Here is a 14,672-nt window from a genome sequence, read left to right on the forward strand (position 1 = left end):
GCCCAGAATTGCCAGGAGGATACGGTCAGGTTCATCAAGGTGGCCTTCGCGGATGACGTCTCAACCGAGATACCGTGAAACGCGTGCCTTCAGAAGTGCAATCAGCTCCAGATCCATGAATTCATAGTTATCAGGTATATCGAGGCAGATGACACGGGCCTTCTTCAGGCTGGCCTTGAATTTTTTCTGCAGCTTGGTGCGATGCGCCTTTTCCATGACGAAGATGATGTCGGCCCAGGCGACCAATTCATGCGTCAGCGGCGTATTCGCATCGTGGTTTGTCCCCGCCGAGGCGACCTCGATATCCCGGCGCGTTGAAAACACCTGTTCGGCGGTGGGGCTGCGCAAGCGATTCTGGCTGCAGACAAAGAGGACGTTCTTCAAAGGGTCAGCGCGCCAGATCGGCGACCACGGCGTCGAGCACGATCATACCGGCCGCCGTGGCGCGCAGGCGCGAATTGCCGATCGGCGCTACCAGCCCCTCTCCCTGCAGCATCGACAGTCGCGCGCTCGACAGGCCGCGTCCGGAGAACGCTTCGTAGCGGGAGAGGTCGATGCCTTCGGCGAGCCGCAGGCCCATCAGCAGGAATTCGTCGGCCTCTTCCGAACGCGTCAGGATTTCGCCGCCGGTGACGCCGTGGCCCTTGGCCTCGACCAGATTGGCCCAGGTTTCCGGCATCCGCTCGGCGATCGTCACCGTGCGGCGACCATTCTCGACGAAGCGGCCATGCGCGCCCGGCCCGACGCCGACATATTCGCCATAGCGCCAATAGGTGAGGTTGTGCCGGCTCTCGGCACCCGGCCTTGCGTGATTGGAAATCTCGTAAGCCGGCAAACCATGCGCCGATGTAATCTCCTGCGTCAGCGCATAGAGGTCGGCGGCGTGGTCATTGTCGGGAATGATGAATTTCTTCGCCGCATGCAGGGCGTGGAAGGGCGTGCCTTCCTCGATGGTCAGCTGGTAGAGCGACAGATGGTCGGCGGCATGGCCGATCGCCTGTTCCAGCTCCGATGCCCAGGCCTCAGGCGTCTGGCCGGGGCGGGCGTAGATGAGGTCGAAGGACAGCCTTGGGAATATTTCCCGCGCGAGGCCGATGGCGTGCAGGGCCTCTTCGACATTGTGCAGCCGGCCGAGGAAGCGCAAATCCCTGTCATTCAGCGCCTGCACGCCGAGCGACACGCGGTTGACGCCGGCTGCCCGGTAGCCGCGAAAGCGTTCGGCCTCGACCGAGGACGGATTGGCCTCCAGCGTCACCTCGATGCCGTCAGGCACAGTCCAGTTCTTCGCCACGGCGTCCAGAACCCTGGCCACGGTTTCCGGCTTCATCAGCGAGGGCGTGCCGCCGCCGAGAAAAACGCTGGTCACCTCGCGCGGCCCGGTGCGCTCGCGCATCGTCGCCAGTTCGGCCTCGAAGGCGGCGGCAAAGCGCTCCTGGTCGACCGGCTGGTGGCGGACATGGCTGTTGAAGTCGCAATAGGGGCATTTGGCCGCGCAGAATGGCCAGTGGACATAGACGCCGAAGCCGGGCGCCCGGTCGAGCAGCATGCTCATGCCGAGCCCAATCTCGCCTCGGCGAATTTCTGGAAGGCACGCGCGCGGTGCGACAGCGCCGTGGCCTGGCCGGGCTTCCAGCCATGCTTTTCCTCAGCGCTCATTTCGCCGAAGGTTTTCTCGAAGCCATCGGGCAGGAACACAGGATCATAGCCGAAGCCGAGTTCGCCGCGCGGCGGCCAGACCAGCGTGCCCTCGGCCTCGCCGCGATAATATTCGGCCTCGCCGTCGGGAAACGCCAGGCAGATGACGGCGACGAAGCGTCCCTTGCGCTGTTGCGGCAAGGCCGCTCCGACTTCCTGCAGCGCCACTTCGGTGCGTTGCATGGCCATGCCGAAATCTCTGCTGCCATCCGGGGTTTCGGCCCAGTTGGCGGTGTAGACGCCGGGCGCGCCATCAAGCGCGTCGACGCACAGGCCGGAATCGTCCGACAGCGCCGGCAGGCCGGTCGCCTTGGCGGCGGCGAGCGCCTTGATGTAGGCGTTCTCCTCGAAGGTGGTGCCGGTCTCGTCCGGCTCCGGCAGGCCATACTCCTTGGCTGACTTCGCTTCGAAGCCGAACGGCCCCATCAGGTCGGCGAATTCGCGCAGCTTGCCTTCATTGTGGCTGGCGACGACGATCTTCTTGCCATCAAGAGAATGCATCAAAGGCCCCAGATTCGTGGCTCGGCGAATTCGATCGAATTGCCCGAGGGGTCGCGTATATAGATCGAACGGCCGCCCTGCGGCCACTCGAATTCGCTCTCGATGGCGATCTTCTTTGCCTCCAGATGGGCTTTCCAGCCGGCGATTTCATCGGCGGTCGCCGTAAAGCACAGATGACCTTGGCCGACCGCGCCATGCGGCGGCACCGGCAGCCTGGCGTCAGGCGCCGGCGGCACTTTCGTCGCCTCGGCGTTGAAGACGAGCAGCACGCCCGGCCCGCAGCGGAAGAAGAGGTGGCGGCCGTCGACCTTGCCTAGGAGATTGAGGCCGAGGATGTCGGTGTAGAACGTTTCCGCGGCGGTCAGGTCTGTGACGTAGAGGGCCGATTCCAGGATCGCGGAGGGCGTCACGAGGCGCCCCCCTCTGGCCTGCCGGCCCCGGCCCTTCGCTGCCGCTCTGGGCGTTCGTTGTTCGGAAAGCCAAGCAATTGGCTTTCCGTCCGCTTCGCGGACCACGCCTCACCCCCCTCAGGTGGGGAGATTGGCAGCTTCTGCATTGTCGCGCACCCTGCAAAGCCGGAGGTTAGCGAAAGCCGAAATGACATCCGATCTCCCCCCTTGAGGGGGAGATGGCCGGCAGGCCAGAGGGGGGCGCTCAAACTCGACATCGAAAAACTAAGCCACCGCCATCTGCTGCAGACTCACCAACCTCTGGATGCCTTTCTTGGCCAGGCCCATCAAGTCCGCGAACTGCTCCTCGGAGAAAGGCTCGCCCTCGGCGGTGCCCTGGATCTCGACGATGCCACCCTTGCCGGTCATGACGAAATTGGCGTCGGTGCCGGCCGCGGAATCCTCGATGTAATCGAGGTCGATGACCGGCTGGCCGTCATGGATGCCGCAGGAGATCGCCGCGACATGGTCCTTCAGCACCTTGGCGACGCTGGCCATCTGGCGCGCTTCCATCCAGCGCAGGCAGTCATACAGCGCCACCCAGCCGCCGGTGATCGAGGCGGTGCGGGTGCCGCCATCGGCCTGGATGACGTCGCAGTCGACGGTGATCTGCTGCTCGCCCAGCGCCTGCAGGTCGACCACGGCGCGCAGGGAGCGGCCGATCAGCCGCTGGATTTCCAGCGTGCGGCCGCCCTGCTTGCCGGCCGAAGCCTCGCGGCGCATGCGCTCGCCGGTCGAGCGCGGCAGCATGCCGTATTCCGCCGTCACCCAGCCCTTGCCGGAATTGCGCATCCAGCCCGGCACTTTTTCCTCGAGGCTGGCCGTGCACAGGACATGCGTGTCGCCGAACTTCACCAGGCATGAGCCTTCGGCATGCTTGGAGACGCCGCGCTCGAAGGAGATGGCACGCATTTCGTCGAATTGGCGTTTGGAAGGGCGCATTCAGGCTGCTTTCTTGTCATTTTTCGGAATCTTGGCCGGCTTGTAACCGCATGGGACGCGTGGCGCAAAGGAAAATGGCCTGACGATCTGACACAGACACCGGGTGATCCCACAAAGACACCCGGTGATCTCACACAGACACCGGGTTGCGCGGGTGCAGTGTAAGTCTGTATCCTTGGGCCGGAGGTTTTTGGCCGTATGACCAAGGCAGTCGATCCCGCTTCGCAGTCGCCCGCGCTCCAGTCGCTCGACATGCGTTCGCGCGACATCTTTCGGCGCATCGTCGATTCCTATCTCAAGGACGGCGAACCCGTGGGCTCGCGCAGCCTGTCGCGCATCCTGCCGTCTTCGCTGTCCCCGGCCACCATCCGCAACGTCATGAGCGACCTCGAGCATCTCGGCCTGATCTACGCGCCGCACATTTCGGCCGGCCGGCTGCCGACGCAGGCCGGCCTGCGTTTCTTCGTCGATGCCTTCATGGAGCTTGGCGATCTTTCCGACGAGGAGCGCCGCGCCATCGAGGCACAGGTTCGGGCGTCCGGCTCGGGCGCGACGCTGGAACACATGCTGACCGAGGCCAGCCAGATGCTGTCGGGCATGTCGCGCGGCGCCGGCCTGGTGCTGGCCGCCAAGAACGAGGTGGCGCTGAAGCACATCGAATTCATCCAGCTCGAACCGACCAAGGCGCTGGCGGTGCTGGTGTCGCAGAATGGCGACGTCGAAAACCGCGTCGTCGAGCTGCCCGCCGGCATCACCGTCTCGCAACTGCACGAGGCCTCGAATTTCCTCAACGCCCATATACGCGGCCGCACGCTGGCCGAGGCGCGGATCGAGATCGCCCGCATCAAGGAAGAAACCAGGGCCGCGCTCGACACGCTGTCGCAGGACCTGGTCGAGAAGGGGCTGGCGGTGTGGGCCGGCGCCGATAGCGGCCTGCCGGCACGGCTTATCGTGCGCGGGCGCGCCAATCTGCTCGAAAACGTCACCGCCCAGGCCGACATCGAACTGCTGCGCCATCTGTTCGAGGACATGGAGACGCAGGACGGGCTTATCCAGTTGCTCGACCTCGCCGAGGAAGGCTCGGGCGTGCGCATCTTCATCGGCTCGGAAAACAAGCTGTTTTCGCTGTCGGGCTCGTCGCTGGTGGTGGCGCCTTATCGCGACAAGGATGCCCGCGTCGTCGGCGCGCTCGGCGTCATCGGCCCGACCCGGCTGAACTACGCGCGCATCGTCCCAATGGTCGACTATACGGCGCAGCTGATTTCACGCATGCTGCGTTGAGCTGATCCAAGCAAGGAGACGATGATGGCGCTCGAAGAATTCAAGGCCCGGATCAGCCTCCTGCTGGAGGAGATGGTCAACCAGCCGGAAGACCAGCACGAGATCCAGGAGCAGTTGCGCGAAAAACTGCAGGAAATGCGCGCCATGGGCCTGCCGCTGCCGGCCGATCTCGTCGAGTTGGAAAAACGCCTCGATGACGATTTCTACGCCGCCGGGACCTGAAACGGGAAACCGGGAGCTTCCTTCACCTCATCGTGTGCCGTGGAACGATCGACGAAACCGGTCGTTCCTATTTTCACGCCAAACATTGGAGGACCGAATGATGCGTTTTGCCGGCCCCGCACTTTCCGCCGCACTGTTTCTCTCGACCGCTTCATTCGCCCAGCAGGCGGACGAGCCGGTGCTGAAAGGCGCGGACGCCTTCGGTGACTGGCGAGCCGACAAGCCGGGCACACGCCGCCTGATCAGACCGGATGATCTGCCCAAGCCCGATGCCACTCGGTCGACCTCGAACAGCGCCGGCGTTGCGGACATGCCGGCAGATGCGAAGCTGCAACTGCCGCCGGGATTCTCGGCCGAGCTGGTTGCATCGGGCATCGACAATCCACGTGTCGTGCGCGTCGCGCCGAATGGCGACCTGTTCGTCGCCGACAGCAAAGCCAATCAGGTCCGCATCTATCGCCTCGCCGAAGGCAGGGCGAGGCCGGCACAGGACGGCATCTTTGCCGGCAATCTCAACCGGCCCTATGGCATTGCCTTCTATCCGCCGGATGCTGACCCGCAATGGGTCTATGTCGCCAACAGCGACAGCATCGTGCGCTTTGCCTACCGCAATGGCGACCTGAAGGCCTCCGGCGATCCGGAAACCATCGTCGACAACATCCCGGCCAATCATCACTGGACCCGCGACATCGCCTTCTCGCCGGACGGCAAGACGCTTTATCTGTCGGTCGGCTCGGGATCGAATGTCGCCGAGGACATGGGCCAGGAGCCGAAAGGCGGACTCGATGCCTGGGCGAAATCGCAGCCGCTGGGTGCAGCCTGGGGACCCGAAGATGGCCGCGCCGACGTGCTGGCCTTCGATCCCGATGGCAAGAACGGCCGCATCCTTGCCACCGGCCTGCGCAACTGCTCGGGCATGACCGTGCAGCCGGCGACCGGCGCGCTGTGGTGCGTCGTCAACGAACGCGATGCGCTTGGCGACAATGTGCCGCCCGAATACGCAACCGTGGTCAAGGAGGGCGCCTTCTATGGCTGGCCCTGGTACTATATCGGCGACAATGAGGATCCGCGCCACAAGGGTGAGCGCCCCGATCTTGCCGGCAAAACGACCGTTCCCGATGTGCTGATGCAGGCGCATTCGGCTCCGCTCAACATCGCCTTCTACGAAGGGAAGAGCTTTCCGGCCGAATACAAGGGCGATGCTTTCGTCGCTCTGCACGGTTCATGGAACCGCGGCAACCGGACCGGCTACAAGGTGGTGCGATTGCTGTTCAAGGACGGCAAGCCGACCGGCGAATATGAGGATTTCATCACCGGCTTCGTCGTCTCCAACGGCGAGGTCTGGGGCCGGCCGGTCGGTGTGGCGGTGACCATGGATGGCGCGCTGATCGTCAGCGAGGACGGCAACGGTACCATCTGGCGTGTCACCCATGGCGACGGTCGCTCCTGATCTGCTCGGGTAGCGCAGGCCCCCTCACCCGGATTGCCAACCGAATTGCGAAGAGCAATTCGGGACAATCCGACCTCTCCCCGGCGGGTAGAGGAGGTAGGCGGGCCCGTGCCCGTCTCTTCTCCCCTCGGGGAGAAGGTGGCCGCGAAGCGGCCGGATGAGGGGCTTCGTAAGGCGAGGCCCCCGATATCTGGTGCAATAGAATCCGACCCCAGGGAATTCAATCTTGGCCGATCCCATGCGATAAAGCGCTCTGATCTGAGACGAATGCCATGACCCTCACCGGATTCCTCGCCTACAGTGCCGCGCTCGGCATCGCCGCCGCAATTCCCGGTCCCGGTTTCACCGCGCTTGTCGCGCGTGCGCTCGGCTCCGGCTTTCGCTCATCGCTGGCGATGTCGTTTGGCCTGATGGTTGGCGACATCACCTACCTGACCGCCGTGGTGTTGGGCCTCGCCTTCGTCGCGCAGAGTTTCGGCATGGTCTTTCTCGCCATCAAATGGCTCGGCGTCGCCTATCTCGCCTTCCTCGGCTGGCGATTCTGGAACAGCGGCATCACGCCCGAGACCGTCGAAGCCCAAACGGGCAGGGCGGGATTGATGTCGAGCTTTGCCGCCGGCCTGACTGTCACGCTCGGCAATCCGAAGACGATGATCTTCTATCTCGCCATCACGCCGACCATCGTCGACCTGAAAACCATCACGCTGGCAGACTACGGTATCCTCGTCGCGCTGACCGTTGTCGTGCTGTTGGTGGTGCTGGTGCCGTATCTTGCGCTGGCTGCCAAGGCGCGCTGGTTCCTGAAATCTCCGCGCGCGCTCAAGGCGCTGAACCGCACGGCTGCCGGCTTCATGGTCGGTGCCGCTGCAGCGATTGCCGCCCGCCAATAGCGAGCTTTCGGCCAAAGCATTTCGCAAACAAGCCTTTGCGGGAAATGCTTTTCCGAGACGGCACTGTTTTAGACACAGGTCCCACTCGGATATTTTCAATCGACAGTCTATCTTGCGCGGTCCAAGGTCCTATCTTGCCTGCAATTCCACTTGCCTGAAATCCTTACTCGCCTGAAGTTCTGGGAGCGAAACAAATGAAGAAGCCCGCCACATCAGCCCGCGTGCCCGGCCGCGGCCGCGTCTACGATTCCATCACCGACACGATCGGCGATACGCCCCTGGTGCGGCTCGACAAGTTCGCCCGGGAAAAGGGCATCGTCGCCAATCTCATCGCCAAGCTCGAATTCTTCAACCCGATCGCCTCGGTCAAGGACCGCATCGGCGTGGCGATGATCGAGGCGCTGGAGGCGTCGGGCAAGATCTCTCCCGGCAAGACCACGCTGATCGAACCGACGTCGGGCAACACCGGCATTGCGCTTGCCTTCGCCGCTGCCGCCAAGGGCTACAAGCTGATCCTGACGATGCCCGAAACGATGTCGATCGAGCGCCGGAAAATGCTGGCGCTGCTGGGCGCCGAGCTGGTGCTGACAGAAGGCCCGAAAGGTATGAAGGGCGCCATCGCCAAGGCCGACGAACTGGCAGCGACGATCCCCAATGCGATCATCCCGCAGCAGTTCGAGAACCCAGCCAATCCGGAAATCCACCGCACGACGACGGCCGAGGAAATCTGGAACGATACGCAGGGCGAGGTCGATATCTTCGTCGCCGGCATCGGCACCGGCGGCACCATCACCGGCGTCGGCCAGGTGCTGAAGAAGCGCAAGCCCTCCGTGCATGTCGTCGCCGTCGAGCCGGACTCCTCGCCTGTTCTGTCGGGCGGCCAGCCCGGCCCGCACAAGATCCAGGGCATCGGCGCCGGCTTTGCGCCCAAAATCCTCGACACGACGATCTATGACGAGATCGTCAAAGTGTCGAACGAGGATTCCGTGGCCAATGCCCGCCTCGTCGCCCGCCTCGAAGGCGTGCCGGTCGGCATCTCTTCGGGCGCCGCCCTGCAGGCGGCCATCGTCGTCGGCTCGCGGCCGGAGAACAAGGGCAAAAATCTTGTGGTGGTCATCCCGTCCTTCGCCGAGCGTTACCTGTCGACAATCCTGTTCGAGGGGCTGGGATCGTAATCCGACGCTTCTTCGTGACCAAGCTGGCCCGCTGAAAAAACACCCGTGGCCGCCATCAGCGGCTTGAGCGCCACACCGCTTCCGGTTCATATCTCCCCCGGCCCGCTTTGCGCGGGCCGGGGGAGAATTTATGTACAAGCTTTATACCCGTCCCGGCAGCGGCGGCTTCGTGGTCGAGGCGGCGCTGGCGCTGGCCAATGTACCATTTGAGCAGATCGACGTGCCGAAGACCGACCGGCCCGATCCCGCCTTCCTCGACATCAGTCCGTTGAACCAGGTGCCGGTGCTGACCTTGCCCGACGGAAGCTCGATGACCGAATCGGCGGCGATCTGCATCGTGCTTGCCGAGCGCCACCCCGACGCCAATTTGGCGCCGAGAGCAGAAGCGCCTGCCCGCGCGGATTTCCTGCGCTGGATGGCCTTTATGTCGTCTGTGCTCTATTCGGCGGTGCTGCGTTTCTACTACGCATACCGCTACACTGCCGATCCCGAAGGCACCAAGGCGGTCAAGCAGGCGGCCGTGGCCGAGATGGACCGCGGCTTTGCCGTTCTCGATGCCGCGCTCGAAGGCCGTGACTGGCTGGTCGGTGACCGGATGTCGCTGGCCGACATCTATCTGGTCATGCTGGTGGCCTGGTATCCCGACATCGACAGCGCGCGGACGGCATGGCCGAACATCGAACGCCTGTGGGCGCGGCTGCGCGACCATCCGCTGATGAAGACGCTCAACACCTCGCACGAGATGTGGCCGGGCTGAAGCTCAATTTCTGAGCACCGCTCTTTTTCCTTGCAGGAACCGGCGCACCGCCGGGTCGCGCTCGAGGCCGATCGCCCGGTCATAGGCTTCGCAGGCTTGCGGTACCTGACCAAGCCTGGCCAGGAGACCGGCGCGTGCGGCCCAATAGGGCTGGTACTCATCAAGCCGCTTGTCGTCGCCCAGCACGTAAAGAGCCGCCAATCCGGCCACTGCGCCCTCGGCCTCGGCGATCGCCACCGCGCGGTTTATCGCCACCACCGGCGATCCTGCGATCGAAAGCAGCGCGTCGTAGAGTTCCTGGATTGCCACCCAGTCGGTGCGGCCGGTGAGCCTTCGTGCCGCATGCGCGGACTGCACGGCCGCCTCAAGCTGGTAGCGGCCGATGACGCCCTTGGCCGCTGCGTGGGAAAGCAGCGCTTCCGCCTCGTCGATGAGGGCACGGTCCCATAGAAGGCAATCCTGCTCCGCCAACGGCACGAAGTCGCCTTCGGCGCTGCGCCGTGCGGCGCGGCGAGACTCGGCAAACAGCATCAGCGACAACAGGCCCAGTGCCTCCGGTTCCTCCGGCATCAGCGAGGCCACCAGCCGGCCGAGCCAGATGCCTTCGGTCGCCAGGTTGCGGCGCCGCGTTTCGGTGCCGGCCGGATCGGACCAGCCTTCGGCGAAGGCGGCATAGATCGCCTCCAGCACCGCGTCCAGCCTTTCGCCGAGTTCGGCCCGCTCCGGCACGCGGAACGGAATGCCGGTTTCACGGATGCGGCTCTTGGCCCGCACCAGGCGCTGGCCCATGGTTGCGGGCGAGACCAGGAAGGCGGAGGCGATCGTCGCGGCGTCGAACCCCAGCACCGTCTGCAGAATGAGCGGCGAACGCACGCTCGATTCGATCGCCGGATGGGCGCAAGCGAACATCAGCCGCAGCCGATCGTCGGGCAGGTCTTCCTCGGTCATGCGTGCCTCCGCCTCCTGCGCAATCAGCTTGAGATGCTCGCGACCGGCCTCGCTGGTGAGCCGCCGCCGCACCGCATCGACACGGCGCCGCCGCGCCACCGCCAGCAGCCAGGCTTCCGGCTTTTCCGGCACGCCGGTTCGCGGCCAGCGCTCGAGGGCGGCGGCAAAGGCATCGGCCAGCGCGTCCTCGGCGGCGGCCACGTCGCGCGTGCGCGCAGCGAGCCAGGCGACCAGCTTGCCGTAGCTCTGCCGGGCGGCAGCCTCGGCGGCCGCCCGGGCGGTCTCGGAGCGACTGTCCATCACATCGTCATTTCTCAGACAGGTACTCGGTCAGTTCCCAGATCGGCCGCAGCTCGACAGTGCCGGCGCTGGCCGCCGGGCAGCGCGCCGCCCAGGCGATCGCTGCGTCGGCATCCGCGGCCTCGATCATGTAGAAGCCTGCAAGCTGCTCCTTGGTGTCAGCATAGGGGCCGTCGAGGACGTTGGTCTTGCCACCAGCCACCCTAACCGAGGTGGTCGCCTGACTCGGGCGCAGCCGGTCACCGGCCAGCCACGCGCCGGATTTCTTCAGGGCCTCAGTATAGGCGCCATAGGCGGCACTCATCTGGTAGGTCGCCTCGGCCGGGGCATTCGCCATCGCGGCTTCGTCGGCGTAAATCAAAATCATGTATCGCATGGTCTTCTCCCGTTGTTTCGAAGGCCGCGTCGTTGCGAGCCGGACGTATGTCGCGCGGCAGCGCACGATTTCGACAGGCTGCGGAAAAACTTTCCGCTCCGACGGATTTTTGTGCAAGCCGCCATCTGCTTCCCAATCTCTCAACCGTTCGTCTAACGAGCACAATTGCGGGTTGGCATTTCCGGCCCACTGTCTAAACTCGCCCCGGTTCGCACCCTGGGAGGCGGTGCGGTCGTCGATATTTCAGGGAGGGAAATCGGATGTTTCATTTCAGAACGAAACTTGTTGCAGCCGGCGCTGTGGCGCTGTCACTTGGCCTTGGCGCTGTGTCGGCAGGAGCCCAGGAATTCATCAACGTGCTGACCGGCGGCACATCCGGCGTCTATTATCCGCTCGGCGTGGCGCTTTCGGAAATCTACGGCAAGGGCATCGAAGGCGCGCGCACCCAGGTGCAGGCGACCAAGGCGTCGGTTGAAAACCTCAATCTGCTGCAGCAGGGCAAGGGCGAGATCGCCTTTGCGCTCGGCGATTCCGTCAAGATGGCCGCCGAAGGCAATGCCGAGGTTGGTTTCCCAGGCAAGCTCGACAAATTGCGCGGCATCGCCGCCATCTATCCCAATTACATCCAGATTGTCGCCAGCCAGGAGTCCGGCATCAAGACGCTGGCCGACCTCAAGGGCAAGAGCCTGTCGGTCGGCGCACCGGCGTCGGGCACCGAACTCAATGCGCGCGCGATCTTCGCCGCCGCGGGGCTGAAATACGAGGATCTCGGCCGGGTCGAATACCTGCCCTTCGCCGAATCGGTCGAGCTGATCAAAAACCGGCAGCTCGACGCCACGCTGCAATCGGCCGGGCTCGGCGTCGCCTCGATCCGCGACCTCGCCACCTCCGTGCCGATCAATGTCGTGGCGGTGCCGGCCGAGGATGTTGCGAAGATCGGCTCGCCCTATCTTTCGGTGGTCATTCCCAAGGGTACCTATGAGGGCCAGAGCGAGGATGTCGCCACCGCCGCCGTCGGCAATTTCCTCATCACCCGCGCCGATGTCTCCGACGAGACCGCCTATCAGATGACCAAGCTGATATTCGACCATCTCGACCAGCTTGCCGCGGCCCATGCCGCCGCCAAGGCGATCGACCAGGCCAAGGCGCTCGACGGCATGCCAGTGCCGCTGCACCCCGGTGCGGAACGGTATTACAAGGAGAAGGGGTTGTTGAAGTAGCGGGGGGTAGCTCGGCTATCTGAGATGCACTCGCCAGGCGCCCCCCTCTGCCCTGCCGGGCATCTCCTCCTCAAGGGGGGAGATTGGCCGTCACCATACCTTTCGCCATTCGCTAGCGTTGCAGGACGTGCGCAGACACCAACGCTGCTGATCTCCCCCCTCGAGGGGGAGATGTCCGGCAGGACAGGGGGGCGCGCCTCGCACTACACTTCGCTCCTTCTGGAGACCGTTGGATGAGCGAAGCATCGTCTGGAACAACGACCGACGGCAAATCCGCCACCTTCCATCTGCCTGCCGTCGAAGAACATGTCGAAGGCCTGCCGCCGGGCTTCGGCGACGGCATCGCCGGCAAGGCCGCCTTTCTCATCGCCGTCGCCTTTTCCGTGTTCCAGATCTATGTCGCCGCCTATGGCAGCATGCCGAGCCAGGTGGTGAGGGCGATGCATGTCGGCTTCCTGCTGCTGCTCGGCTTCGGCCTGATCGCCAATCTGCGCGCCAAGAGCATGCCGGCCAAAGCAGCGTTCTGGGCGCTCGGGGCGCTCGGCTTCGGCACCGGCCTGTACAATTGGGTGTTCTACACCGATCTCATTCGCCGCTCCGGCTTCCTGACCACGCCGGATCTGATCGTCGGCGCGGTGCTGGTGGTGCTGGTCTTCGAGGCGGCGCGGCGGCTGATGGGCCTGCCGCTGGCGATCATCGCCTTCATCTTTCTCGCCTACTGCTTTTTCGGCAACCATCTGCCGCCGCCGCTCGTCCATCGCGGCTATGATTTCGCCCAGCTGGTGGACACCTTCGCCTACGGCACCGAAGGCATCTACGGCACCCCGATCTATGTCTCGGCCGCCTACATCTTCATCTTCGTCGTCTTTGCCGCCTTCCTCGAACGTGCCGGCATGATCGCGCTGTTCAACGATTTCGCGCTCGGCCTTGTCGGCACGTGGCGCGGCGGCCCGGCGCAGGTCTGCGTGCTGTCGTCGGCGCTGATGGGCACGATTTCCGGCTCGGGCGTCGCCAATGTCGTGGCCAGCGGCCAGTTCACCATCCCGTTGATGAAGCGCTTCGGCTTCCGCTCGGCCTTTGCCGGTGCCGTCGAGGCGACCTCCTCGATGGGCGGCCAGATCATGCCGCCGGTGATGGGCGCCGTCGCCTTCATCATGGCCGAGACGCTGAACGTGCCTTATGCCGAGGTGGTCAAGGCGGCGATCATCCCGGCGCTGCTCTATTTCGGCGCCTGCTTCTGGCAGGTGCATCTGGAAGCCGGCAAGGCCGGGCTGCACGGCATGGCCAAGGCGGACCTGCCCAATCCGTGGGACGCGGTGAAACAGCACTGGCCGCTGGTGCTGCCGCTGGCGGCGCTTATCTATCTTTTGTTTGCCGGCTACACGCCGATCTTCGCCGGCACGATGGGCCTGGCGCTGACCATCGCGCTTATCCTCGGCACGCCGCTGGCAGCAGCGATCGGGCCGCTCGCCTTCCGCGTCGTCTTCTGGCTAGCACTCGGGCTTGCCGCCGCCTCGTTCATGAAGTTCGGCGTCAACCTTCTCGGCGCCGTCATCGCCGCGCTCGTCGTCGCCTGCTTCACCTTCAGGGGCGGCCGCGAGACGCTGCGGATCTGCGTCGACTCGCTTGCCGAAGGCGCCAAGAACGCACTGCCGGTCGGCATTGCCTGCGCCATCGTCGGCATCGTCATCGGCACGCTGACGCTGACCGGCATCGCTTCGACCTTCATCGGCTGGATCATCTCCATCGGCGAGAACAATCTGTTCCTGTCGCTGTTGCTGACCATGCTCACCTGCCTGGTCCTGGGCATGGGCATCCCGACCATTCCCAACTACATCATCACCTCGTCGCTGGCCGGGCCGGCGCTACTCGAGCTTGGCGTGCCGCTGCTGGTCAGCCACATGTTCGTCTTCTATTTCGGCATCATGGCCGATCTGACGCCGCCAGTGGCGCTGGCCGCCTTTGCCGCGGCACCAATGGCTAGGGAAAGTGGCCTGAAGATCGGCATCCAGGCGACTAAACTCGCCATTGCCGGCTTCGTGGTGCCGTTCATGGCGGTCTACACGCCGGCTCTGATGCTGCAGGATGCCGGGCCGATCGCCGCCCAGTTCGGCTATCCCGTCGAGGTCGCCTACATCGTCGCCAAGGCCTGCATGGGCATCGTGCTGTGGGGTGCCGCCGCCGTCGGTTTTCTCGCCAGCCGCATGGCATTGTGGGAACGGCTCATCGCCTTCGCGGCCGGCGTGCTGCTGGTCGCCGCGGTGCCGCTGACCGACGAGGCCGGCTGGGTGCTGGCGCTGGCCTGGATCGGCTGGCACTGCTTTCGTGCGCGGCAGGCTTCAGTCAAAACATGAGCCTTTGCATCCTGGCCGCCGGCAAGACGGTGACGGTGGCCGCTGCCGCCTTCACCCTGTCCTGGACGCATTCGGTGGAACGGTCGCGTTGGGAGGAAGACTGGAAGGTCAC

The 14,672-nt window shown here is 64.5% G+C and carries 15 protein-coding genes; 8 read left to right on the forward strand and 7 right to left on the reverse strand.

Annotated elements, in window-relative coordinates; genetic code table 11:
* Positions 1 to 60: 60 nt before the first annotated feature.
* The 5 genes from EOB49_RS26905 to rph form a co-directional block, all read right to left on the reverse strand.
* A complete protein-coding gene (locus EOB49_RS26905; protein WP_127382773.1) occupies positions 61 to 384 on the reverse strand; it encodes a low molecular weight protein tyrosine phosphatase family protein in 324 nt (107 codons plus the stop codon).
* A 4-nt stretch (positions 385 to 388) separates the two neighbouring features.
* Entirely contained in the window at positions 389 to 1,552 is a 1,164-nt protein-coding gene (gene hemW / locus EOB49_RS26910) for a radical SAM family heme chaperone HemW (protein ID WP_127382774.1), read from the reverse strand.
* Positions 1,549 to 2,196, reverse strand: coding sequence for an RdgB/HAM1 family non-canonical purine NTP pyrophosphatase (gene rdgB, locus EOB49_RS26915; RefSeq protein ID WP_127318509.1), 648 nt, complete (start codon positions 2,194 to 2,196; stop codon positions 1,549 to 1,551). The genes hemW and rdgB overlap by 4 nt, the downstream gene beginning before the upstream one ends.
* Positions 2,196 to 2,606: a VOC family protein gene (locus EOB49_RS26920; protein ID WP_127382775.1), complete on the reverse strand. Its 411-nt coding sequence runs from the start codon at positions 2,604 to 2,606 to the stop codon at positions 2,196 to 2,198. Before EOB49_RS26920 ends, rdgB begins: the two co-directional genes overlap by 1 nt.
* A gap of 264 nt (positions 2,607 to 2,870) precedes the next feature.
* A complete protein-coding gene (rph, locus tag EOB49_RS26925) occupies positions 2,871 to 3,587 on the reverse strand; it encodes a ribonuclease PH (RefSeq protein ID WP_013528632.1) in 717 nt (238 codons plus the stop codon).
* Positions 3,588 to 3,785: 198 nt separating this feature from the next.
* Here rph and hrcA point away from each other — a divergent pair, with 198 nt between their 5' ends.
* The 6 genes from hrcA (at position 3,786) to EOB49_RS26955 (ending at position 9,362) form a co-directional block, all read left to right on the forward strand.
* Positions 3,786 to 4,868 carry a heat-inducible transcriptional repressor HrcA gene (hrcA, locus tag EOB49_RS26930; RefSeq protein WP_127331348.1) on the forward strand — a complete coding sequence of 361 codons (1,083 nt, stop codon included), beginning with the start codon at positions 3,786 to 3,788 and terminating at the stop codon, positions 4,866 to 4,868.
* Positions 4,869 to 4,892: 24 nt separating this feature from the next.
* Positions 4,893 to 5,090 carry a hypothetical protein gene (locus EOB49_RS26935; protein WP_023814156.1) on the forward strand — a complete coding sequence of 66 codons (198 nt, stop codon included), beginning with the start codon at positions 4,893 to 4,895 and terminating at the stop codon, positions 5,088 to 5,090.
* 97 nt (positions 5,091 to 5,187) lie between these two features.
* Positions 5,188 to 6,540, forward strand: coding sequence for a sorbosone dehydrogenase family protein (locus tag EOB49_RS26940; protein WP_127382776.1), 1,353 nt, complete (start codon positions 5,188 to 5,190; stop codon positions 6,538 to 6,540).
* 272 nt (positions 6,541 to 6,812) lie between these two features.
* Complete coding sequence (locus EOB49_RS26945; RefSeq protein ID WP_127382777.1) at positions 6,813 to 7,430, forward strand: LysE family translocator; 618 nt, start codon at positions 6,813 to 6,815, stop codon at positions 7,428 to 7,430.
* A gap of 194 nt (positions 7,431 to 7,624) precedes the next feature.
* On the forward strand, positions 7,625 to 8,605 hold the full coding sequence (gene cysK, locus EOB49_RS26950) for a cysteine synthase A (protein ID WP_127331354.1): 981 nt from the start codon (positions 7,625 to 7,627) through the stop codon (positions 8,603 to 8,605).
* Positions 8,606 to 8,735: 130 nt separating this feature from the next.
* Positions 8,736 to 9,362: a glutathione S-transferase family protein gene (locus tag EOB49_RS26955; protein WP_127382778.1), complete on the forward strand. Its 627-nt coding sequence runs from the start codon at positions 8,736 to 8,738 to the stop codon at positions 9,360 to 9,362.
* A gap of 3 nt (positions 9,363 to 9,365) precedes the next feature.
* Here EOB49_RS26955 and EOB49_RS26960 read toward each other — a convergent pair whose 3' ends face one another.
* Together EOB49_RS26960 and EOB49_RS26965 are read right to left on the reverse strand one after the other, a co-directional pair.
* Positions 9,366 to 10,610 (reverse strand): RNA polymerase sigma factor, encoded by a 1,245-nt coding sequence (locus EOB49_RS26960; protein WP_127382779.1) that lies wholly within the window; start codon positions 10,608 to 10,610, stop codon positions 9,366 to 9,368.
* A 7-nt stretch (positions 10,611 to 10,617) separates the two neighbouring features.
* Complete coding sequence (locus EOB49_RS26965) at positions 10,618 to 10,986, reverse strand: YciI family protein (RefSeq protein ID WP_127267556.1); 369 nt, start codon at positions 10,984 to 10,986, stop codon at positions 10,618 to 10,620.
* Between the two features lie 260 nt (positions 10,987 to 11,246).
* Between EOB49_RS26965 and EOB49_RS26970 the strand changes: the two genes are divergently transcribed.
* Together EOB49_RS26970 and EOB49_RS26980 are read left to right on the forward strand one after the other, a co-directional pair.
* Positions 11,247 to 12,206, forward strand: coding sequence for a TAXI family TRAP transporter solute-binding subunit (locus EOB49_RS26970; RefSeq protein ID WP_127382780.1), 960 nt, complete (start codon positions 11,247 to 11,249; stop codon positions 12,204 to 12,206).
* A gap of 233 nt (positions 12,207 to 12,439) precedes the next feature.
* On the forward strand, positions 12,440 to 14,560 hold the full coding sequence (locus tag EOB49_RS26980) for a TRAP transporter permease (protein ID WP_127382782.1): 2,121 nt from the start codon (positions 12,440 to 12,442) through the stop codon (positions 14,558 to 14,560).
* The last annotated feature ends 112 nt before the right edge of the window (positions 14,561 to 14,672 follow it).

The sequence above is a fragment of the Mesorhizobium sp. M7A.F.Ca.MR.148.00.0.0 genome, assembly GCF_003997735.1.
In the GTDB taxonomy this organism is placed as follows: Bacteria; Pseudomonadota; Alphaproteobacteria; order Rhizobiales; family Rhizobiaceae; genus Mesorhizobium.